Below are 19,640 nucleotides of genomic sequence, written 5' to 3'. Positions count from 1 at the left end.
TCGGTGCGGCGGCTCATCCCTTGGTCAGTCGCAAGTGACGTCGGACCCGGGCCGTTTCCCGGTGGCCAGGAAGCGGGAGACGGTCCGGTCGCCGCAGGCGTTGCCGTTGTCGAGGTAGGCGTGGTGCCCGGTGGAGTTCACGGTGACCATGACGGCACGGTCACCGAGGGCGCGGCGCAGTTCGCGGGCCCCGGCGAGCGGCGTGGCGACGTCCCGCTGGTTCTGCACGAGCATGATGTTCGACGGCCCGCGGTCGGTGATCCGTACCGCGGGCTCCTTCGGCGCGAACGGCCAGGCGGCACAGAGCATCGCGCCGCGCGGCATGCCCGCCGTCAGCGGGAACTCGGCCCGGCTCTCGTCGACTCCCTTCTGGTAGTGGGCGGCGGACCGGGGCCAGGCGACGTCGTTGCAGAGGGTGCCGGCGCCGACCGCGGCGGTGTTCTGCATCACCGACTCGGGCGGCATCGGGGGCGCGGACGGCACGGTCCCCTTGAGCGCGGCCAGGATCGTCTTCGCCAGCGTGGGGTAGTCGTCGGGGTAGTACAGGTTCGTCAGCATGATCTGGCGCAGGACGTTGCCGTTCAGCTCCGCCGGGCCGGTGCCGGGCCAGGGGAGGGGCTCGCGGTCGAGCCGGTCGGCGAGGCGCAGGAAGAGGGGCCGCACGTCGGCGGCCTTGCGAGCCAGCCGGTACGGATTTCCGGGCTCGGACGCCCACTTGGCGAACTCGGGGAAGTTGTCCTCCACGCCGGCCTCGAACGCGGCGAGCCAGGCACGTCCCACCCGCGTGTGGTCGGGGTTGTCGTTGCTGTCCAGCACGACGCGATCGGTGCGGTGCGGGAACAACTGACTGTAGACGGCTCCTACGTAGGTGCCGTACGAGACGCCCCAGGCGGACAGCCTGGTCTCGCCGAGGGCGGCCCGGATGCGGTCGAGGTCGCGGGCCTCGTTGGCGGTGCTGATGTGCCGGAGCAGTTCACCGCCGTTACGGGCGCAGGCCCGCGACATACGCCGAGCGGTGGCCATGGACTCGGTGACGGAACCGTCCGGGGCGGGCCAGGGCAGCTTCGCGAGGGCGAGATCCTTGCTGTCGAGACCGCAGTCCACGGCGCTGGACGGCGCCATCCCGCGCGGCGCGAACCCGATCAGGTCATAGGCGTCCCGTACCTGCTTCGGCAGCTTCTGGCCCTTGCGTGAGGGATCTCCGAGACTGCTCCCACCGGGCCCGCCGGGGATGAGTAACAACGCACCCCGACGCGCGGCGGGCTTCTCACTGGGGATCCGGGAGACGGCGATCCGGATCTTCCGGCCGTCCGGGTCGGAGTAGTCCATGGGCACGTCGACGGTGGCGCACTGCTGGCGGGGATCGAGGCCGGTGCCCTCGCACGCGGTCCACTTCAGGGACTCGGTACCGGCACCGGCGGCGGACGCGGTCATCGGAACGGTGAGTCCGAGCAGGACGGCGGTGGCCGCGACCAGTGAGGCGTTGCGCTTGGTCTTCTTCTGCGTCATGGGACGAGCCTGGCGCCTCTCCGGCCCGCTTCACATCCGGGCAACTGCCGGAACTTTCAGGGGGTTCACCCCCTACGGGATCATTGGATGAGCGGTGTTCGGGAGCCTCAGCATGAAGATGTCGATCGCGTCCTGGGTGTCGACCGTGAAGCCGTGGCGTTCGTAGAGGCGGCGGGCCGGGCTGCCCTGGAGGACGTTCAGGCGGACGAGTGCGTTGTCGGCGTCTGTCCGGGTCAGCAGGGTGTGCAGGACCGCCGCTCCCAGGCCTCGGCCCTGGAGGTCCGGGGCGAGGTAGAAGTGCTCCAGCCAGTGGCCGTTCTCGTCGGTCTCGGACGGGCGCAGGGTGACGCTGCCCGCGAAGGCGCCGTCGGCCTCGATGATCGAGGTGTGCCGGGGGGAGAAGGCGTCTCGCAGGCGCTGCCTGACCCGGTGTTCGTCGTAGCGGCCCAGGCGCTCCAAATCCGGGCGCATCACCACCGCCCGTAGCTCCGCTATCGGCTCGACATCTGCCGGCTCGGCGGGACGCATGGTCCAAACGTGTTCCATGGGTCGGATCGTAGGCGCGCCGTGCACGCTTCATCCGGTCGGACTCCACAACCTCCGCGAAGTAATCCGCAATACCCGCTTATCGACAATCAGCTTTCTGTCACATCCAACTGTGGCTTGCGAATGGCCTGTTCGAACTGCCGAGAACCGTTGGCATTGCCGACCCCTTTGTGCTGCCCCGCAGTTGTAGGGCGCAGACCCTCTCCCGAGTGTAGGCGCGGAGCGTCACCGTGGAGACGCGAAGAGTGAAACTCCAAAAGGAAGGGGAGCACAGTGGAGGCACGACACTCGGCGCTCTGCGTCGAAGAAGCGGAGGATGCGGTGAAAGAATTGCGGGCAGAACTCGCCAAGGACGGAATTATTCTGCCGTCACTGGGGCTGGACCCGGTAAGTCTTGCGCGGGAAGCACCCTGTCCGCTCGTGGAATTGGGCCGGTGTTCCGTGGAGACCGCCCGGCGGATCGCGGCGGTGCTGCGATGAAGCCCCGGGTCGGCGCGTATGTCGTGGACACCCGCAGCGACCGCATCGGCATCGTCATGGGGCATGAGGGGCCCTACGTGCAGCTGAGGCCGTACGGGGGCGGGAAGGAGTGGGACGCCGATCCCGGTGCCGTCCGGTACGCCACCCCGGCCGAGCGGCTGCGCGCGGCGACGGCGTACGCCAACGCCCGCAGCAGGGGTGAGGTCCCTTGACGCGATGACCCTGCGAGAATGACGCCATGAGTCTGTTCCGCGACGACGGCATCGTGCTGCGCACCCAGAAGCTGGGTGAGGCGGACCGGATCATCACGCTGCTCACCCGCGGTCACGGACGGGTACGGGCGGTGGCCAGGGGCGTGCGCCGGACGAAGTCGAAGTTCGGTGCGCGCCTCGAACCCTTCTCCCATGTCGACGTGCAGTTCTTCGCCAAGGGGAGCGAGCTGGTCGGGCGCGGGCTGCCGCTGTGTACGCAGAGTGAGACCATCGCCCCGTACGGGGGCGGGATCGTCAGCGACTACGCGCGGTACACCGCCGGGACCGCGATGCTCGAGACGGCCGAGCGGTTCACCGACCATGAGGGGGAGCCGGCCGTGCAGCAGTATCTGCTGCTCGTCGGCGGGTTGCGGACCCTCGCCCGCGGGGAGCACGCGCCGCATCTCGTGCTGGACGCGTTCCTGCTCCGGTCCCTCGCCGTCAACGGGTACGCCCCGAGCTTCACCGACTGCGCGAAGTGCGGTATGCCGGGGCCCAACCGGTTCTTCTCGGTCGCGTCGGGCGGTTCCGTCTGCGCGGACTGCCGGGTGCCCGGCAGCGTCGTACCCTCGCCCCAGGCCCTGGAGCTCCTCGGCGCGCTGCTTACGGGAGACTGGGAGACCGCGGACGGCTGCGAGGCGCGGTACGTCCGGGAGGGCAGCGGGCTGGTGTCCGCGTATCTGCACTGGCACATGGAGCGTGGGCTGCGCTCCCTGCGCTACGTCGAGAAGTAAGCGAAGCAAGCAAGCACGAGGAGACGAGAAGCACATGGCCGTACGCGGGATCCTGGGGCGGCAGCGCCGGGAGTACAGGACGCCGGAGCCCCACCCGTCCGGCGCGCGGCCGCCGAAGCTCGGAGAGCTCGTACCGCAGCATGTGGCGATCGTCATGGACGGCAACGGGCGCTGGGCGAAGGAGCGGGGCCTGCCGCGCACCGAGGGGCACAAGGTCGGCGCCGAGCGGGTGCTCGACGTGCTCCAGGGCGCCATCGAGATGGGCGTGGGCGCCATCTCCCTGTACGCCTTCTCCACCGAGAACTGGAAGCGGTCGCCGGACGAGGTGCGCTTCCTGATGAACTTCAACCGGGACTTCATCCGCAAGACCCGCGACCAGCTGGACGAGCTGGGCATCCGGGTGCGCTGGGTGGGCCGTATGCCCAAGCTGTGGCGGTCGGTCGCCAAGGAGCTCCAGATCGCCCAGGAACAGACCAAGGGCAACGACAAGCTCACGCTGTACTTCTGCATGAACTACGGCGGGCGCGCCGAGATCGCCGACGCGGCGCAGGCGCTCGCGGCCGATGTGAAGGCCGGGAAGCTCGACCCGTCGAAGGTCAACGAGAAGACCTTCGCGAAGTACATGTACTACCCGGACATGCCGGACGTGGACCTGTTCCTGCGTCCGAGCGGTGAGCAGCGCACTTCCAACTACCTGATCTGGCAGAGCGCGTACGCCGAGATGGTCTTCCAGGACGTGCTGTGGCCGGACTTCGACCGCCGCGACCTGTGGCGGGCGTGCCTGGAGTTCGCCTCGCGGGACCGGCGGTTCGGCGGGGCCATCCCGAACGAGGAGCTGCTGGCCATGGAGGGCAAGCAGCAGTAGCTCTCAGCGGTCCCTCTCGGCCCGGCAGCCCCTCAGGTGGCAGCCGGGCCGCTCTGGTCCGCTACTTCTTCGCCGCGGCCGCGCAGTCCGCGCACGTGCCGAAGATCTCCACCGTGTGGGCCACGTTCACAAAGCCGTGCTCGGTGGCGATGGCCTCCGCCCATTTCTCCACGGCCGGACCCTCGACCTCGACGGCCTTGCCGCAGCCGCGGCACACCAGGTGGTGGTGATGGTCGTCGGTGGAGCAGCGGCGGTAGACGGACTCGCCGTCGGCGGTGCGCAGGACGTCGACCTCACCGGCGTCGGCGAGGGACTGCAGGGTGCGGTAGACCGTGGTGAGCCCGACCGAGTCGCCCTTGTGCTTGAGCATGTCGTGCAGTTCCTGCGCGCTGCGGAACTCCTCGACCTCGTCCAGGGCCGCCGCCACGGCGGCACGCTGCCTGGTGGCGCGGCCCTTCACGGACGGTCCAGCGGTCGTCACCGTTGCCTCCTCACGTCTGCCTTGCCCGGGCCATTGTGCCAGCCCGGGGTGGGGGCGGTCAGACGCCGACTTCGTCGGTTGTCTTCCGGGTGGCCGGAATCGCGCACTCGGCAGGGTCGTGGGCGGGATCCGCGGCGCTCCGGGCGCGGGCGCGGCGGCGGGCCAGCGGGGCCGCGAGGGCCGTCAGCACGACGAAGGCGCCGATGGTCAGCAGCACGATCGTCGCGCCGGGCGGGACGTCCTGGTAGTACGAGGTGACGGTGCCGCCGATCGTCACGCTCACGCCGATGGCGACGGCGATCACGAAGGTCGCGGCGAAGCTGCGGCCGATCTGCTGGGCGGCTGCGACGGGCACCACCATCAGCGCGCTGACCAGGAGCAGGCCGACCACGCGCATCGCCACCGTCACCGTGACGGCCGCGGTGATCGCCGTCAGCAGGTTCAGGGCGCGCACCGGCAGGCCCGTCACCCGGGCGAACTCCTCGTCCTGGCTGACCGCGAACAGCTGCCGGCGCAGGCCGAGGGTGACCAGGACGACGAAGGCGGCCAGGACGCAGATCGCCGTGACGTCCGACTCGGACACCGTCGACAGGGAGCCGAACAGGTACGACGTCAGGTTGGCGTTGGAGCCCGTCGGCGCGAGGTTGATGAACATCACACCGCCGGCCATGCCGCCGTAGAACAGCATCGCCAGGGCGATGTCGCCCCGCGTCCTGCCGTACCAGCGGATCAGCTCCATGAGGACCGCGCCGATGACGGAGACGAGGGTCGCCATCCACACCGGGGACCAGGTCAGCAGGAAGCCGAGGCCGACGCCGGTCATCGCCACGTGGCCGATGCCGTCGCCCATCAGGGCCTGGCGGCGCTGGACCAGGTAGATCCCCACCGCGGGGGCCGTGATGCCGACCAGGACGGCGGCGAGCAGCGCCCGCTGCATGAAGGCGTAGTCGAGGATCTCCATCAGCTCAGCAGTCCCGTGCGGATCGGTTCGTGGCCCGCGGGTGCGTGCGGGTGTACGTGGTCGTGGCCGGGCAGGGCGTGCTGCCCGACCGCCTTCGGGGGCGGGCCGTCGTGCACGACGCAGCCGTCGCGGAGTACGACCGCCCGGTCGATGAGGGGCTCAAGGGGGCCCAGTTCGTGCAGCACGAGCAGCACGGTCGTGCCCTGGGAGACCTGCTCGCGCAGCGTGTGCGCGAGCACCTCCTGGCTGGCCAGGTCGACGCCGGCCATCGGCTCGTCCATGATCAGCAACTCGGGTTCGGAGGCGAGGGCGCGGGCGATCAGGACACGCTGGTGCTGGCCCCCGGACAGGGCGTTGACCGAGTCCTTGGCCCGGTCAGCCATGCCGACGAGCTCCAGGGCCGCGCGCACGGCCGCGTGGTCCGCCTTGCGCAGCACGCCGAAGCGGGCCCGGGACAGACGGCCCGAGGAGACCACCTCGGTCACCGTGGCGGGCACTCCGCCCGCGGCCGTGGTGCGCTGCGGGACGTAGCCCACGCGCCGCCAGTCGCGGAACCGCCTGCGGTCCGTGCCGAACAGCTCGATCTCGCCGGCGCCGGTCTGCACCTGGCCGATGATGCTGCGCACGGCCGTGGACTTGCCGGAGCCGTTCGCCCCGAGCAGCGCGACGACCTCACCGTGGTGCACGGTGAGGTCGATGCCGCGCAGGACGGGGCGCGAGCCCAGGTCCGCGCGGACGCCGCGCAGGGATACGACGGGCTCGGTCATGCCGTCCTCCGATGGGTCGATCACTTGGCTCCCAGGGCCGCCTGAAGGGCCTTGAGGTTGGCTTCCATGACCTGGAAGTAGTCGTCGCCGCGGGACTTGTCGGTGATGCCCTCGAGCGGGTCGAGGACGTCCGTCTTCAGCTTCGCGTCCCGGGCCAGGGTCTTCGCGGTCTTGTCGGAGACCAGTGTCTCGTAGAAGACGGTGGTGACGCCGTCGGCCTTGGCCTCCTGCTGGAGCTCCTTGACCCGGGCGGCGCTGGGCTCGCTCTCGGGGTCGAGGCCGGAGATGGCCTCCTGGGTGAGGCCGTAGCGCTCGGCGAGGTAGCCGAAGGCGGCGTGGTTGGTGAAGAAGACCTTGGTCTTCGTGTTCTTCAGGCCGGTCTCGAACTTGCCGTTGAGCCCGTTCAGCTTCTCGACCAGGGCCGCGGTGTTCTTCTTGTAGTCGGCCGCGTGGTCCGGGTCGGCCTTCTCGAAGGCCTTGCCGACGCCCTGGGCGACCTCGGCGTACTTCACCGGGTCCAGCCAGATGTGGGGGTCGCGCGCGTGCTCTTCCTCCTCGGCGTTGCCCTCCTCCTCGGCGTGGCCTTCCTCGCCCGCGTGGTCGTGCTCGGTGCTGCCGTGGTCCTCGAGGGTGGTCAGGCCGGCCGCGTCGATCTTCGTCTTGATGCCGGTCTGCGAGACCGCCTCGTCGACGGCGGGCTGGAGGCCCTTGAGGAAGAGCGCCGCGTCGGCCTCTTCCAGCTGCGCCCGCTGTTTGGTGCTGATCTCCAGGTCGTGCGGCTCCTGGCCGGGCTCGGTCAGACTGGTGACGTTCGCGTGGTCGCCGCCGATCTGCTCGGCGAGGAAGGCCATCGGGTAGAACGACGCGACGACGTCGAACTTGTCCGTGTTGCCCGTCGCCGCGCTGTCGCTGGAGCAGGCGGAGAGAGCACCGAGGCCGAGAGCGGTGGCCGCGGTGACCGCGGTGGCGGATATGAGGCGTCGTCGTACGTTCATGACACTCATTTTCAACAAATATGGAAACCGTTGTCAACAAACGAGCTGAGCGGGTTCCGTGGAGGGGGTCTGGCGGTCGCGGGAGGGGGAGCGATTTGATTGAGGGGGCGCCCCCGCCGGTAACCTGAAGCATTCGCTGGAAGCAACTCGCTTCGTCGCCCGTCGTCGTAATGAAGAGAGCACCGTGGCCGCCGACAAGATCGACACCATCGTCAGCCTGAGCAAGCGCCGTGGCTTCGTATTCCCCTGTAGTGAGATCTACGGCGGCCAGCGCGCCGCTTGGGACTACGGCCCCCTGGGTGTCGAGCTCAAGGAGAACCTCAAGCGCCAGTGGTGGCGCTACATGGTGACGTCGCGCGAGGACGTCGTCGGTATCGACTCGTCCGTGATCCTGGCCCCCGAGGTCTGGGTCGCCTCCGGCCACGTCGCCACCTTCACGGACCCGCTGACCGAGTGCACCTCCTGCCACAAGCGGTTCCGCGCGGACCACCTGGAGGAGGCCTACGAGGCCAAGCACAACCGCCTGCCGGAGAACGGCCTGGCCGACGTCAACTGCCCCAACTGCGGCAACAAGGGCCAGTTCACCGAGCCCAAGCAGTTCTCGGGCCTGCTGTCCACCCACCTCGGCCCGACGCAGGACTCCGGCTCCGTCGCCTACCTGCGGCCCGAGACGGCGCAGGGCATCTTCACCAACTTCTCCCAGGTGCAGACCACCTCGCGCCGCAAGCCGCCGTTCGGCATCGCCCAGATGGGCAAGTCCTTCCGCAACGAGATCACGCCGGGCAACTTCATCTTCCGCACCCGCGAGTTCGAGCAGATGGAGATGGAGTTCTTCGTCAAGCCGGGCGAGGACGAGAAGTGGCAGGAGTACTGGATGGAGCAGCGCTGGAGCTGGTACACCGGTCTCGGCCTGCGCGAAGAGAACATGCGGTGGTACGAGCACCCGAAGGAGAAGCTCTCCCACTACTCCAAGCGCACCGCCGACATCGAGTACCGCTTCCAGTTCGGCGGCAGTGAGTGGGGCGAGCTGGAAGGTGTCGCCAACCGCACCGACTACGACCTCGGCGCCCACGCCAAGGCCTCCGGCCAGGACCTCACCTACTTCGACCAGGAAGCCGGCGAGCGCTGGACGCCGTACGTCATCGAGCCCGCGGCCGGTGTCGGCCGGGCGATGCTCGCCTTCCTGCTCGACGCCTACGTCGAGGACGAGGCGCCCAACGCCAAGGGCAAGCTGGAGAAGCGCACGGTGCTGCGCCTCGACCCGCGGCTGTCCCCGGTGAAGGTCGCGGTGCTCCCGCTGTCCCGCAACCCGGAGCTGTCCCCGAAGGCCAAGGGCCTCGCCCAGGCGCTGCGCCAGAACTGGAACATCGAGTTCGACGACGCCGGCGCGATCGGCCGCCGCTACCGCCGGCAGGACGAGATCGGCACGCCGTTCTGCGTGACCGTCGACTTCGACACCCTGGAGGACAACGCGGTCACCGTCCGTGAGCGTGACTCGATGAAGCAGGAGCGCGTCTCCCTCGACCAGATCGAGGGCTACCTGGCGGCCCGCCTGGTCGGCTGCTGATCGCTCTCGGGTCTACGGCGGTGCCGGGTTCCTCCGCGGAGGGGCCCGGCACCGCCGCGTTTCAGAGATCCAGGTCCGCGTAGACGGGGGCGTGGTCCGAGGCGCGCGGTTCCACTCGGAGGTACCCGTGCCCGGGGTGCCCGGGGTGCCCTGGTGCCCCGGGTGGCTCATCACATCCCGCAGGCCGGTGCCCAGCAGGGATCGTCGCCGCTCTGGCTCTTCGGGTGATTGCCGAGCAGCCACAGCGGGGTACCGCCGATCTGGATCTCGCACTCGAGGCAGTCCCGGCCGCCTCCACGGTGACCAGGATGTCGGCGTCGACCTCGGCGATCACCCGGCCCGTGTTGTCCACGGCCTCCCGGTCGAGGTCGTCACGGACCGGCTCCACCCGGCCGGCCCACCCCGAGTGGCCCTCGGCGACGATCTCGAAGGTGACGTGCTCGCCGCTGCCTCCCGTCTTGAACTGCGTGCCCTGGCCGCGGGTCTTGTTGACGAAGAACGGCCTGTCCTTGCGCGAGTCGTGTACCCGGTGCTTCTTGAGGAGCTCGGCGATGGGCTGTGAGATCGGCAGGATTGGCCCTTCATCGCCGCTGCCGATTGGTCCTGTTCCCGGGAGTGGCGCGGCGACAGGGTGAGCGCATGAGCATCGCGTTCCTGCTGACCACTCTTGTCGTCGTCGCCACGCCGGGCACCGGAGTCGTCTACACCCTCGCCGCCGCGCTCTCCCGGGGCCGGCGCGCGAGTGTCGTCGCGGCCTTCGGGTGCACGCTCGGGATCGTGCCGCATCTGCTGGCCACGGTCACCGGTGTCGCCGCCCTGCTGCACGCCAGTGCCACCGCGTTCCAGGTGCTGAAGTACGCCGGGGTCGCCTACCTCCTGTACATGGCGTGGGCGACGGTACGGGACAAGGAGGCCCTCGTGGTGGAGGAGCGGGCGGCGCCGGTGTCCGCGCGGCGGGTGATCGTGCGGGGGGTGCTGATCAACATCCTCAATCCGAAGCTGACGATCTTCTTCTTCGCGTTCCTGCCGCAGTTCGTGAGCCCGGGGGAGCCGCACGCGGTGGTGCGGATGGTGGGGCTCGGCGGGGTGTTCATGCTGGCGACCTTCGCCGTGTTCGCCGCGTACGGGGTGCTGGCCGCGTCGGTGCGCAGCCATGTGGTCGGGCGGCCACGGGTGATGGCGTGGCTGCGGCGGGGTTTCGCGGGGTCGTTCGTGGCGCTGGGGGCGAAGCTGGCGTTCACGGCGCGGTAGCGGGGGTTCCGGGGCGGGCCGCCGGGGGGGGCGACAGGAGGTGACAAGTATCGAATGACAGATATTGAAATCTGTCAGCTGTCATGGCATGGTGGAGGGCATGACGATGCGAACCCGAACCCTCGGAACCACCGGCCCCCGGGTCTCCGCGCTCGGCCTCGGCTGCATGGGCATGTCCGCGCTGTACGGCGAGGCGGACCGGGCCGAGTCCATCGCGACCATCCACGCGGCGCTCGAAGCGGGCGTCACCCTGCTGGACACCGGCGACTTCTACGGCATGGGCCACAACGAGATGCTGATCGGCGAGGCCCTGCGCGCGGCCCCCGCCGCCCGGCGTGAACAGGCCCTGGTCAGCGTGAAGTTCGGCGCCCTGCGCGACCCGGACGGCGGCTGGTCCGGCTACGACGGCCGGCCCGCCGCCGTGAAGAACTTCGCCGCGTACTCCCTCCAGCGGCTCGGCGTCGACCACATCGACGTCTACCGCATCGCCCGCCTCGACCCCGACGTGCCGATCGAGGAGACGGTCGGCGCGATCGCGGAACTGGTCGAGAAGGGATACGTGCGGCACATCGGCCTCAGCGAGGTCGGCGCCGACACGATCCGCCGGGCCGCCGCCACCGCGCCGATCTCCGACCTCCAGATCGAGTACTCCCTCATCTCGCGCGGCATCGAGGACGAGATCCTCCCCACCACGCGCGAGCTGGGCATCGGCATCACGGCGTACGGCGTGCTCTCCCGGGGTCTGATCTCGGGCCACTTCACCGCCGACCGGCAGCTCGGCGCCGGCGACTTCCGGGCGATGTCGCCGCGCTTCCAGGGCGACAACCTCCAGCACAACCTGAACCTCGTCGAGGCGCTGCGGAAGATCGCCGAGCAGAAGGGCGTCAGCGTCGCGCAGATCGCCATCGCCTGGGTGCTCTCGCGGGGCCCGCGGCACAACACGGACATCGTGCCCCTGGTCGGCGCCCGCCGCCGCGACCGGCTCACGGAGGCGCTGGGCGCGCTGGACGTCACGCTGGACGCGGCCGACCTGACCGCGATCGAGGAGGCCGTACCGCCCGGTGCCGCCGCCGGCGACCGCTACCCGGCGGCCCAGATGGCACACCTCGAGAGCTGAACCGGGCTCCGGGCGAGCAGCTGTGGATCGGTTTTGGCTGACGGCTGACCGTTGTGTCCCTCGTGCGGGTGAACGAAGTTGGTTCTTCCGGACGAGCGATCAGTTGGGACGCATGATCGGTCGCGGCGACTTAGTTCGACGAGACCAGGGAGAGGAGGGAGTGGCGTGCCGCGCAAACGTGGGAGAAGACGTGAGCTGCGCGGGCTGGCAGCTCCCTTCACCGTGGCTGCGCCGTCGGGGGCGCGGATCAGAGACCGGCTGCGTCTGGCGTCGGCGGATGAGAAGGTCCTGCGTCTCGTGGGTGAGCATCTGGGTCGCTGTCAGCGGGGCGATCTGGCTGAGCGGGTAAGGATTGGCCAGGTCGCAGTGAAGGACACGCGGCGGGCGGAGCGGAAGAAGAAACTGACGGCGGTGTCGTCGTCGCGCTGGGCGGGGCGATGACCCGTGCCAGCGAGGACCAGTACCAACTGTCGATGCGCTGCCTGTACGACGAGCGCGCAGGCCTGCGCCGGGCCATCCGCACGATCGGCCGTCGCCTGGCCGCTCCGTGTGGCAAGCGGTCCGCCAACGGTGTGCGTGGCTACGCCGATCAGAACGAGCGGGTGCAAAAGCAGCGACGGATGCAGGTACTCGGGGCCCGGCCGGCGGTGGTGGCGGCGCGGATCGCGGCCGGTCAGCCATCGATCACGGTGGGCGGGCGACGTCTTGCTGTCCGGATCAGGGCGAGTTGGCCAACCGCGGCCAGCAATCCTAGGAACGGTACGGTCAGGACATGGCACCGACCAGCGAGATCCTGACCGCCGAGCGCATCCTCGAGGCGACCGAGGAGGTGCTGCGCCGCCATGGTCCGGCCAAGGCCACCGTGGTGGACGTGGCCCGCGCGCTCGGCGTCAGCCACGGCAGTGTCTACCGTCACTTCCGCACCAAGGCGGCGCTGCGCGAGGCGGTCACCAAGCGCTGGCTGGACCGCACGTCCGGGGAACTGTCCGGGATCGTCGCCGCGGACCGCGACCCGGAGACCCGGCTGCGGGACTGGCTCACCGCACTGTTCGCCGCGAAGCGCCGCAAGGCGGGCGACGACCCGGAGCTGTTCGCCACGTACATGGTCCTCACCGGCGAGAACGGCACGGCGGTCGGCGAGCACATCGCCGACCTGACCGCTCAGCTGACCCGGATCGTCGAGTCCGGCGTCGAGTCCGGCACTTTCGCCGCCACCACCGATCCCGGGACGACCGCCCGCGCCCTCTTCCACGCCACGGGCCGCTTCCACGACCCGTGCTACGCCCGGGAGTGGGAAGAGCCCGGGATCGAGGCGGACTTCGCGGCGGTCACGGACCTGGTGGTGCGGGGACTGCGGGCCTAGGGGATCGCCGTACCGGGTGCGCCCCGGCCCGGAGGGGCACAGGATGGGAAGTGAGGGGTGGGTCGCCGCGCGGGGGCGCTGAGAAGGAGATGGCGATCATGGATCTCGTGCTGCGCCCGGGCACGGCGGACGATGCCGCAGAGTGCGGAAGGATCTGCTACGAGGCCTTCTCCGGCATCGCCGGGGAGCACGCCTTCCCATCCGACTTCCCGAGCCCCGACGTGGGCGTCGCGGTGATCGAGGGAGCCTTGACGCACCCCGGTTTCTACAGCGTGGTCGCCGAACTCGACGGGCGGATCGTGGGCAGCAACTTCCTAGACGAACGCTCGACCGTCGTCGGGGTCGGACCCGTCACCGTCGACCCCACCGTGCAGAACGCGGGCGTGGGCCGCCGTCTGATGCGGGACGTGATGCAGCGGGCCGACGAGCGCGGGGCGCCGGGCATCCGGCTGTTGCAGAGCGGCTACCACAACAGGTCGTTCTCGCTGTACGTGAGTCTGGGCTTCGTCCACCGGGCCACGGTGGCCTGTGTGCAGGGCCCGCCGATCGGGCGTGCGATGCCCGGCTACGCGGTGCGGGAGGCCACGGACGCGGACATCGGCGCCTGCAACGACGTGTGCCGGCAGGTCCACGGCGTCGACCGGGGCGGCGAGGTCGCCGACGGGCTCAAACAGGGCACCGCCCGCGTCGTCGAGCGCGAGGGACGCGTCACCGGGTACGCCACCGACCTCGCCTTCTTCGCGCACGCCGTCGGCGAGACCACCCCGGATCTCCAGGCCCTGATCGCGGCGGCCCCGCAGTTCGCCGGCCCGGGCATCCTCGTGCCCGCGGGCGACAGTGTGCTGCTCAAGTGGTGCCTGTCCAACGGCCTCAAGGTCGTGCAGCTGATGAGCCTGATGACCATCGGCCTGTACAACCAGCCCGACGGGGCGTACCTGCCCTCGATCCTCTACTAGATGAATGATGCGAAGGGTTAGCGGTCATAGGCGGTCAGTGAGCACATGACGGGCTGGCCAGTCCCGGGCGCCCTGGTGGCGTTCGAGCCGGTCTGAGCTCCGTGGCCAGGAATGACGATCCCAGTCCACAATGGAATTGGTGAACATGCGCGACGCGGCGTCCACCTCCGCACGCCCAGCGTCGAATCGTCAAACGACACGACACCAAACGAGGAGGGCCTCATGTACGTCGTGGTCCAGCACAAGATCTTGAACCCGGAGACAGCGTTTTCCCGCGCCCAGGCCCTTACCGACGGCATCGGAGCGCCCGGTGGCACCCGGGTGCTGCAGGTCTACCCGCACGTCGATGGATCCGCCGTGACGTGCCTCTGGGAGTCAGAGTCGGTTGAAGACGTCCAGAGCTTCGTCGACACAACTCTCGGTGACTCGAGCATCAACGTCTGCTACGAGGTCGATTCGGAGAAGGCATTCGCCGAGCGTCCACTCGGCCTGAGGCCGTCGCCGGCTCCTGCCGCCTGAGATGAATGACCCGAGGAGTTAGTGGTCGTAAGCGGTCAGTGAGCGCATGACGGGCCCTGTGTGGTCGTTGTGCCAGATCCCGGCCGTGAGTGCGAGGACGCGTTGTAGGACGCGGACCATGACACCGCCGGGGGTACGGCCCTGGTGGCGTTCGAGGGGGAGCTGGGCTTTGAAGGTCTGGTTGACCGACTCGATGGTCTGCCGCAGCGGCCTGAACAGCTCGGACCCGGCCCGCGCGGGCTCGCCCTCGCGGGCTGGCCGCAGCAGTCGGATTCCCCACTGCGTGAGTTCGCGTTCGAACGCGGCGCCGTAGTGGTGGCGGTCGCTGATCAGGGTCTGCCCTGGGTGGGAGCCGACGAGGTCGGACTCGGCGTCGAGAATGCCGAGAAGGGTCTGGCGTTCGTCGGCTTTCGCGCCGGTCAGAGCGAACGCGACGGGCAGCCCGTGGAGGGTGCACACGAGGTGCAGCCGAAGGCCCCAGAAGAAGCGGGAGTGGCTGGCGCAGTAGCCGTACTCGGCCCATCCGGCCAGGTCGGAGCGTTTGACCGTCTCGCGTGAACGTCCGCATTCCACGGGCGTGGAGTCGACGACCCGGACGGTGTCGGTCCAGAGCGAGGTGTCGGTGGCGAGCAGGCGGTTGACGTGGGCGATCAGGTCGGCCGCCTTGCGTAGCCGCCTGTTGTAGCCGGACTGCCCTGGCAGGTAGGGGAACAGATGCCGCAGCCGGGCGCGGGCGTGGCGGATCCATCGGTGCTCGGAGGTGAAGCCAAGCAGGGCCTGCATCACGGCGAGGGTGACCAGCTCGGCGTCACTGAGCCGGGGCGCGATGCCGATCCTGGGCCGCCACGGCGCCAGGTGCGGCGATTCCTTCAGCAGGTCATCGGTCTTCACGTAGAGCGCGGTAGCGAGGGAGTCTGGGTCGGGCGTCACAACCGATCTTTGGACTCCCTCGCTTCATGTCATGCGCGACAGCGAGCCCTTCGCATCATTCATCTAGGGCCGGCCCCGTCCGGCCGTTCACGCCGCCGTGGGGTCCACCGTCGCCTGGTGGGCCTCCGCCAGGTGTTCCTCCGCTTTCAGCCAGGGCAGGAACTGGGCGCCTCTGCGCCAGCCGCAGGTGTCGCATCTGATCGTGCGCTGCACGCCCGTGCGCCGCACCCGCACCACGTGCTCCCGGCCGTGCTGGTCCCAGCGGCTGACCTTGCTGGTGTCGATCTGCGCCATGACGCCTCCCGCGTCCAGGAATCCGGCCGATCCGGTCTGCTCGCAGCAAGGAGTGTGCAGCAGAACCAACATCAACAGGGCTTCCCCGGATGCGGGTTATCAGGCCGTGAGGGACCTCAAGCGACCGTACGCGGCAGCCGGAGACTCAGCAGGCCGGTCAGCACCACACCGGCGATCTGCACCAGGAGCGTCGTGACCAGGGCGTTCCGCATGCCCATCCCCGGGACCAGGGAAAGGAACAGCGTGCCCAGGGTCGCCACACCGAGTGCCAGCGCCGACTGCTGAGTGGTGATCATCACGCCGCTGCCGACGCCGGCGCGGACGGGCGGCACCTCGGAGAGGATGACCCGGTAGACGACGGGGAGTTGCAGCGCCTGGCCCGCGCCGGCGACCGCCGCCCCCGGGAGCAGCTCGACGAAGCCCAGGTGCGGCCAGAAGCGCCAGGCGGCCAGCGCCATCAGAGCCAGACCCAGGCCCTGGAGCACGGCACCCGCCGTCACCACCCGCGTGCCGTACCGGGCGACCAGCCGCGGGCCCAGCAGCGAGAAGACGAAGAACACCACCGCCAGGGGCGCGAGCGCCAGGCCCGCGGCGACCGGATCGAGCCCGGCGCCCTGCTGCAACGCCACCGCGATAACGAACATGAAGCCGCTGAAGCCGATGGAGAAGGGCAGCACCAGCAGCAACCCGCGCCGCAGGGAGGTCAGTTCGAACAGGCTCGGCGGGACCAAGGGCGTGCGGCCCGCGCGGTCGGCCCGCCGCTCCACCACGTAGAACGCCGCCGCCGCGAACGGGAACGCCACCAGCGACAGCCATGTCCACAGCGGCCAGCCCGCCGCCCGGCCTTCGGTGAGCGGGACGAGCAGCGTGAGGAGCGAGGCCGCCAGGAGGACCGTGCCCGGGACGTCGACCGGCTCCGGGCGCGCGGAGCGGGTCTCGGGGACCGCGCGGGCGGCCAGGAACAGTCCGGCGAGGACGACCGGCACGTTGACGAGGAACACCGAGCGCCAGCCGGTCCCCGCGATGTCGGCGGCCACCAGGACCCCGCCGAGGATCTGCCCGGCGACCATCGCCAGCCCGGCGGTCGCGCCGTAGAGCCCCATGGCCTTCGCCCGGCGGGGGCCGGTCGTGGTGGCCTGGATGGTGGCCAGCACCTGCGGCAGCATCGCGGCGGCCGACGCGCCCTGTGCGACCCGGGCCGCGACCAGCGACCAGGCGTCGGGCGCCAGTCCGCACGCCAGTGAGGTCAGCCCGAAGGCCGCCATTCCGATGAGGAACAGCCGCCGCCGGCCGAACAGGTCACCGAGCCGCCCCCCGAGGACCAGCAGGACGGCGTACGACACCCCGTACCCGGCGACGACGAGTTCGAGGACCGACTCGCTCGCGGCGAGGTCGGTGCCGATGGTGGGCAGGGCGACGTTCACGATGAAGAAGTCGATGAGCGGGAGTGCCGCGGCCAGCAGCACCGTGAACAGTCCGAGTCCGCCGAGCACGGGAGCCGGGGCGGCGGAGGAGCTGACGGGACGTGAAGTGAGGGATTCCGTGGTCACGTCATCAGCCTGCGGCGATACCCAGGCTGGTACCAGAGTGTTCTTATCCTGGTAGAAGCACCACCTGGAAACAGGGTCCGGGCGGCGGCAGGCTGAAGGGCATGACGACCATGGCGCAGGAGACAGCGGCACGCCCGCCCGAGGCCCCCCGCGACGCGGACGTCCGGCGGCACGAGCTGGCGGCGTTCCTGCGCAGCCGCCGGGAGCGGATCGCCCCCGAGCAGGTCGGCCTGCCCCGGGGCCGCCGGCGTCGTACGCCGGGTCTGCGCCGCGAGGAGGTCGCCCAGCTCTCCGCCGTGGGCGTCACCTGGTACACGTGGCTGGAGCAGGCCCGGGACATCCAGGTCTCCGTCCAGGTCCTCGACGCGCTGGCCCGCGCGCTGCTGCTCGACCCCAGCGAGCGCGCCCACCTCTTCCGGCTGGCCGGGGCCACGGATCCGACACCGGCGACCACGTGCCCGTCGGCCACCCCGGCGATGCGGGCGGTGCTGGAGCAGGTCGAGCCGTTCCCGGCGTGCTTGCAGAACAGCCGGTACGACATCCTCGCCTACAACCGCACGTACGGGTTGCTGCTGTGCGACCTGGACGCGGTGCCGCCCGAGGACCGCAACTGCGTGCTCCTCTCCTACACCCACGCCGAGTGGCAGTCGTCGATCGTGCACCTGGAGGAGACGCAGCGCATGATGGCCGCCCGCTTCCGCGCCACGATGGCCGGCCATCTCGCCGAGCCCGCCTGGAAGATGCTCCTGAAGCGGCTGCGCACGGAGTCCCCCGCCTTCCGCACGGCCTGGGACCGCCACGAGGTCGTCGCCCACCGCAGCAAACGCAAGGAGTTCCTCAACCGCCACGTCGGCCGCGTCACCGTCGACCACACGGACCTGTGGCTGACGCCGGGGGCGGGGCCGCGGATCGTGACGTACGTTCCGGCGGACCCTGACTCGCGAGAGCGCCTGGAGAGGCTGCAAGCCATAGCGCTGAGCAGGGAAACCGACCTTCAGGGGCGCGGGGATCCGCGCGACCAGCCACAACTCACCCGCGGCTAGGCACGCTCCGCAGCTGCCACGACATCCCGCACCTCCGCCGCCTCCAGCCTCTCGGCCGTCCGCTCGGCGGTCCCCCGAGCCCAGCGCCCACTGCTCACCGCCCCGAGCACCAGCACCGCGAACCCGCACGCCGCGATGATCCACCAGCCCGGCCGGGCGGCGGAGACGAACATCTCGCGGTACGAGGACACGCCCACGCCGGAGGCGAGTACCGCGCCCACCACCGCGACGCCCAGCGTCTGGCCGAGCTGGCGGCTCGTGGAGGCGACGGCCGCGGCGACGCCCGCCTGGGCGCGGGGCATGCCGGAGACCGCCGTGTTGGTGATCGGCGCGTTGACGAAACCGAAGCCGATGCCGAAGAGGACGTACCCGGCGAAGAGGGTGGTGTTCGAGGTCTCGGCCTCGAACGCCGCGAAGAGGATGCCGCTCGCCGTCATCGCACAGCCCGCGATCAGCAGGGGCAGACGCGGGCCCCGGCTGCCGACCAGGCGGCCGGAGAGCGGTGCGCACAGGAACGTCGGGGCCGCCATCGGGAGCATCCACAGGCCCGCCTCCAGGGCGGTCAGGCCGCGTACGTTCTGGAGGTACAGCGTGGACAGGAACAGGAAGCCGCCGAGTGCGGCGAACGCGCCGATCGCGATGACCGTGGCTCCGCTGAACGGTGCCGAGCGGAAGAAGCGCAGGTCGATCAAGGGTTCCGCGCGGCGCGGCTCGTACCGGAGCAGGCCTGCCAGGGCGACCAGGGCCAGCGCCGCGAAGGGGGCTGCCGAGGACAACGCCGCGGTCGGCGCCTCGATGATCGCGTACGTCAGGGAGCCGAACAGGGCGATCACCAGGAGCTGGCCGACCGGGTCGGGGCGGCGGGCCTCGGCGGCGCGGGACTCGGGGACGAAGCGCAGGGTGAGCAGGAGGGCGGCCAGGCCGACGGGCAGGTTGATCCAGAAGATGGAGCGCCAGCCGACGGACTCGACCAGGAGGCCCCCGGCCAGCGGGCCGGCGGCCATCGATATGCCGACGACCGCGCCCCACACGCCGATCGCCCGGGCCCGCTCGCGCGGGTCGGTGAAGGTGTTGGTGATGATCGACATGGCGACCGGGTTCAGCATCGAGCCGCCCACCGCCTGCACCATCCGGAAGGCGACCAGCGCCTCCAGGTTCGGCGCGAGCGAGCACAGCACCGAGCCGAGGGTGAAGACGACCAGGCCCGCTGTGAAGACGCGCTTGCGGCCGATCCGGTCGGCGGTGGAGCCCGCGAGCATCAGCAGCGAGGCCAGGACCAGGGTGTAGGCGTCGATCGTCCACTGGAGGCCGGACGTGCTCGCGTGCAGGTCCCGTTGCATGGACGGGAGGGCCACGTTCAGGACCGTGTTGTCCAGGCTCACGATCAGCAGGCTCATGCAGCAGATCGCGAGCACCAGCATGCGGCGGCGGTGACTGAGCTCGGGCATGCGGACCATCGTA

The 19,640-nt window shown here is 70.2% G+C and carries 22 protein-coding genes; 12 read left to right on the top strand and 10 right to left on the bottom strand.

All coding sequences use genetic code 11. The annotated features are described in order from the left end of the window. Positions 1-24: 24 nt before the first annotated feature. Both ACZ6TU_RS12375 and ACZ6TU_RS12370 read right to left on the bottom strand, forming a co-directional pair. Positions 25-1,509 carry an alpha/beta hydrolase gene (locus ACZ6TU_RS12375; RefSeq protein WP_469548044.1) on the bottom strand — a complete coding sequence of 495 codons (1,485 nt, stop codon included), beginning with the start codon at positions 1,507-1,509 and terminating at the stop codon, positions 25-27. Positions 1,510-1,581: 72 nt separating this feature from the next. Continuing rightward, positions 1,582-2,037 carry a GNAT family N-acetyltransferase gene (locus tag ACZ6TU_RS12370; RefSeq protein WP_467669094.1) on the bottom strand — a complete coding sequence of 152 codons (456 nt, stop codon included), beginning with the start codon at positions 2,035-2,037 and terminating at the stop codon, positions 1,582-1,584. 291 nt (positions 2,038-2,328) lie between these two features. On the opposite strand from ACZ6TU_RS12370, the gene ACZ6TU_RS12365 reads away from it, so the two are divergent. Genes ACZ6TU_RS12365 through ACZ6TU_RS12350 form a run of 4 tightly spaced genes read left to right on the top strand, consistent with a single transcriptional unit; the run spans position 2,329 to position 4,385 of the window. After that, positions 2,329-2,535, top strand: a complete 207-nt coding sequence (locus tag ACZ6TU_RS12365) for a hypothetical protein (protein WP_467668659.1) — start codon at positions 2,329-2,331, stop codon at positions 2,533-2,535. Continuing rightward, complete coding sequence (locus ACZ6TU_RS12360) at positions 2,532-2,747, top strand: hypothetical protein (RefSeq protein ID WP_467668661.1); 216 nt, start codon at positions 2,532-2,534, stop codon at positions 2,745-2,747. Before ACZ6TU_RS12365 ends, ACZ6TU_RS12360 begins: the two co-directional genes overlap by 4 nt. 26 nt (positions 2,748-2,773) lie before the next feature. Then, complete coding sequence (gene recO, locus ACZ6TU_RS12355) at positions 2,774-3,520, top strand: DNA repair protein RecO (RefSeq protein ID WP_467668663.1); 747 nt, start codon at positions 2,774-2,776, stop codon at positions 3,518-3,520. A gap of 34 nt (positions 3,521-3,554) precedes the next feature. Next, positions 3,555-4,385, top strand: coding sequence for an isoprenyl transferase (locus ACZ6TU_RS12350; protein WP_279543949.1), 831 nt, complete (start codon positions 3,555-3,557; stop codon positions 4,383-4,385). A 61-nt stretch (positions 4,386-4,446) separates the two neighbouring features. Here the strand turns inward: ACZ6TU_RS12350 and ACZ6TU_RS12345 are convergent, their stop codons facing one another. Genes ACZ6TU_RS12345 through ACZ6TU_RS12330 form a run of 4 tightly spaced genes read right to left on the bottom strand, consistent with a single transcriptional unit; the run spans position 4,447 to position 7,589 of the window. Further along, a complete protein-coding gene (locus tag ACZ6TU_RS12345) occupies positions 4,447-4,866 on the bottom strand; it encodes a Fur family transcriptional regulator (protein WP_467668665.1) in 420 nt (139 codons plus the stop codon). Between the two features lie 58 nt (positions 4,867-4,924). Then, positions 4,925-5,827 (bottom strand): metal ABC transporter permease, encoded by a 903-nt coding sequence (locus tag ACZ6TU_RS12340; RefSeq protein WP_467668667.1) that lies wholly within the window; start codon positions 5,825-5,827, stop codon positions 4,925-4,927. After that, positions 5,827-6,594, bottom strand: coding sequence for a metal ABC transporter ATP-binding protein (locus tag ACZ6TU_RS12335; RefSeq protein WP_467668669.1), 768 nt, complete (start codon positions 6,592-6,594; stop codon positions 5,827-5,829). Before ACZ6TU_RS12335 ends, ACZ6TU_RS12340 begins: the two co-directional genes overlap by 1 nt. Before the next feature lie 20 nt (positions 6,595-6,614). After that, positions 6,615-7,589 carry a metal ABC transporter substrate-binding protein gene (locus ACZ6TU_RS12330; RefSeq protein ID WP_467668671.1) on the bottom strand — a complete coding sequence of 325 codons (975 nt, stop codon included), beginning with the start codon at positions 7,587-7,589 and terminating at the stop codon, positions 6,615-6,617. A 184-nt stretch (positions 7,590-7,773) separates the two neighbouring features. Between ACZ6TU_RS12330 and ACZ6TU_RS12325 the strand changes: the two genes are divergently transcribed. From ACZ6TU_RS12325 to ACZ6TU_RS12295, 7 genes are all read left to right on the top strand, one after another. After that, complete coding sequence (locus ACZ6TU_RS12325) at positions 7,774-9,156, top strand: glycine--tRNA ligase (RefSeq protein WP_467668673.1); 1,383 nt, start codon at positions 7,774-7,776, stop codon at positions 9,154-9,156. Between the two features lie 639 nt (positions 9,157-9,795). After that, entirely contained in the window at positions 9,796-10,407 is a 612-nt protein-coding gene (locus tag ACZ6TU_RS12320; RefSeq protein WP_467668675.1) for a LysE family translocator, read from the top strand. Between the two features lie 100 nt (positions 10,408-10,507). After that, a complete protein-coding gene (locus tag ACZ6TU_RS12315) occupies positions 10,508-11,524 on the top strand; it encodes an aldo/keto reductase (RefSeq protein ID WP_467668677.1) in 1,017 nt (338 codons plus the stop codon). A 165-nt stretch (positions 11,525-11,689) separates the two neighbouring features. After that, complete coding sequence (locus ACZ6TU_RS12310) at positions 11,690-11,965, top strand: hypothetical protein (RefSeq protein WP_469548039.1); 276 nt, start codon at positions 11,690-11,692, stop codon at positions 11,963-11,965. A gap of 331 nt (positions 11,966-12,296) precedes the next feature. Then, the gene (locus ACZ6TU_RS12305; RefSeq protein WP_467668681.1) at positions 12,297-12,887 is read left to right on the top strand and encodes a TetR/AcrR family transcriptional regulator; all 591 of its coding nucleotides are present in this window, start codon (positions 12,297-12,299) and stop codon (positions 12,885-12,887) included. Between the two features lie 98 nt (positions 12,888-12,985). Continuing rightward, on the top strand, positions 12,986-13,843 hold the full coding sequence (locus ACZ6TU_RS12300; protein WP_469548036.1) for a GNAT family N-acetyltransferase: 858 nt from the start codon (positions 12,986-12,988) through the stop codon (positions 13,841-13,843). Between the two features lie 222 nt (positions 13,844-14,065). After that, positions 14,066-14,362, top strand: coding sequence for a hypothetical protein (locus ACZ6TU_RS12295; protein ID WP_467668685.1), 297 nt, complete (start codon positions 14,066-14,068; stop codon positions 14,360-14,362). A gap of 18 nt (positions 14,363-14,380) precedes the next feature. On the opposite strand, the gene ACZ6TU_RS12290 is transcribed toward ACZ6TU_RS12295, so the two are convergent. From ACZ6TU_RS12290 to ACZ6TU_RS12280, 3 genes are all read right to left on the bottom strand, one after another. Further along, positions 14,381-15,292 (bottom strand): IS982 family transposase, encoded by a 912-nt coding sequence (locus ACZ6TU_RS12290; protein WP_469548034.1) that lies wholly within the window; start codon positions 15,290-15,292, stop codon positions 14,381-14,383. Positions 15,293-15,379: 87 nt separating this feature from the next. Then, a complete protein-coding gene (locus tag ACZ6TU_RS12285; RefSeq protein ID WP_010042152.1) occupies positions 15,380-15,586 on the bottom strand; it encodes a hypothetical protein in 207 nt (68 codons plus the stop codon). Positions 15,587-15,702: 116 nt separating this feature from the next. Further along, the gene (locus tag ACZ6TU_RS12280) at positions 15,703-17,136 is read right to left on the bottom strand and encodes an MFS transporter (RefSeq protein WP_467668689.1); all 1,434 of its coding nucleotides are present in this window, start codon (positions 17,134-17,136) and stop codon (positions 15,703-15,705) included. Positions 17,137-17,237: 101 nt separating this feature from the next. Here ACZ6TU_RS12280 and ACZ6TU_RS12275 point away from each other — a divergent pair, with 101 nt between their 5' ends. After that, positions 17,238-18,179, top strand: a complete 942-nt coding sequence (locus tag ACZ6TU_RS12275) for an MmyB family transcriptional regulator (RefSeq protein WP_467668691.1) — start codon at positions 17,238-17,240, stop codon at positions 18,177-18,179. Here the strand turns inward: ACZ6TU_RS12275 and ACZ6TU_RS12270 are convergent. Beyond that, a complete protein-coding gene (locus ACZ6TU_RS12270) occupies positions 18,176-19,627 on the bottom strand; it encodes an MFS transporter (RefSeq protein WP_469548031.1) in 1,452 nt (483 codons plus the stop codon). The two genes, ACZ6TU_RS12275 and ACZ6TU_RS12270, sit on opposite strands and share 4 nt — an antisense overlap. Between the last annotated feature and the right edge of the window lie 13 nt (positions 19,628-19,640).

Source organism: Streptomyces sp. NPDC052064 (assembly GCF_055585925.1).
Note: the sequence above shows the minus strand (reverse complement) of the source record. Positions and strands in the feature narration are given on the sequence as shown.

Excerpts from the sequence above, each read along its gene's own strand:
- ACZ6TU_RS12335 (WP_467668669.1), bottom strand. The coding sequence starts at position 6,594 with ATGACCGAGCCCGTCGTATCCCTGCGCGGCGTCCGCGCGGACCTGGGC.
- ACZ6TU_RS12295 (WP_467668685.1), top strand. The coding sequence starts at position 14,066 with ATGTACGTCGTGGTCCAGCACAAGATCTTGAACCCGGAGACAGCGTTT.
- ACZ6TU_RS12375 (WP_469548044.1), bottom strand. The coding sequence starts at position 1,509 with ATGACGCAGAAGAAGACCAAGCGCAACGCCTCACTGGTCGCGGCCACC.
- ACZ6TU_RS12305 (WP_467668681.1), top strand. The coding sequence starts at position 12,297 with ATGGCACCGACCAGCGAGATCCTGACCGCCGAGCGCATCCTCGAGGCG.
- ACZ6TU_RS12275 (WP_467668691.1), top strand. The coding sequence starts at position 17,238 with ATGACGACCATGGCGCAGGAGACAGCGGCACGCCCGCCCGAGGCCCCC.
- ACZ6TU_RS12350 (WP_279543949.1), top strand. The coding sequence starts at position 3,555 with ATGGCCGTACGCGGGATCCTGGGGCGGCAGCGCCGGGAGTACAGGACG.
- ACZ6TU_RS12370 (WP_467669094.1), bottom strand. The coding sequence starts at position 2,037 with ATGCGTCCCGCCGAGCCGGCAGATGTCGAGCCGATAGCGGAGCTACGG.
- ACZ6TU_RS12270 (WP_469548031.1), bottom strand. The coding sequence starts at position 19,627 with ATGCCCGAGCTCAGTCACCGCCGCCGCATGCTGGTGCTCGCGATCTGC.
- ACZ6TU_RS12330 (WP_467668671.1), bottom strand. The coding sequence starts at position 7,589 with ATGAACGTACGACGACGCCTCATATCCGCCACCGCGGTCACCGCGGCC.
- ACZ6TU_RS12320 (WP_467668675.1), top strand. The coding sequence starts at position 9,796 with ATGAGCATCGCGTTCCTGCTGACCACTCTTGTCGTCGTCGCCACGCCG.
- ACZ6TU_RS12285 (WP_010042152.1), bottom strand. The coding sequence starts at position 15,586 with ATGGCGCAGATCGACACCAGCAAGGTCAGCCGCTGGGACCAGCACGGC.
- ACZ6TU_RS12300 (WP_469548036.1), top strand. The coding sequence starts at position 12,986 with ATGGATCTCGTGCTGCGCCCGGGCACGGCGGACGATGCCGCAGAGTGC.
- recO (WP_467668663.1), top strand. The coding sequence starts at position 2,774 with ATGAGTCTGTTCCGCGACGACGGCATCGTGCTGCGCACCCAGAAGCTG.
- ACZ6TU_RS12315 (WP_467668677.1), top strand. The coding sequence starts at position 10,508 with ATGACGATGCGAACCCGAACCCTCGGAACCACCGGCCCCCGGGTCTCC.
- ACZ6TU_RS12360 (WP_467668661.1), top strand. The coding sequence starts at position 2,532 with ATGAAGCCCCGGGTCGGCGCGTATGTCGTGGACACCCGCAGCGACCGC.
- ACZ6TU_RS12340 (WP_467668667.1), bottom strand. The coding sequence starts at position 5,827 with ATGGAGATCCTCGACTACGCCTTCATGCAGCGGGCGCTGCTCGCCGCC.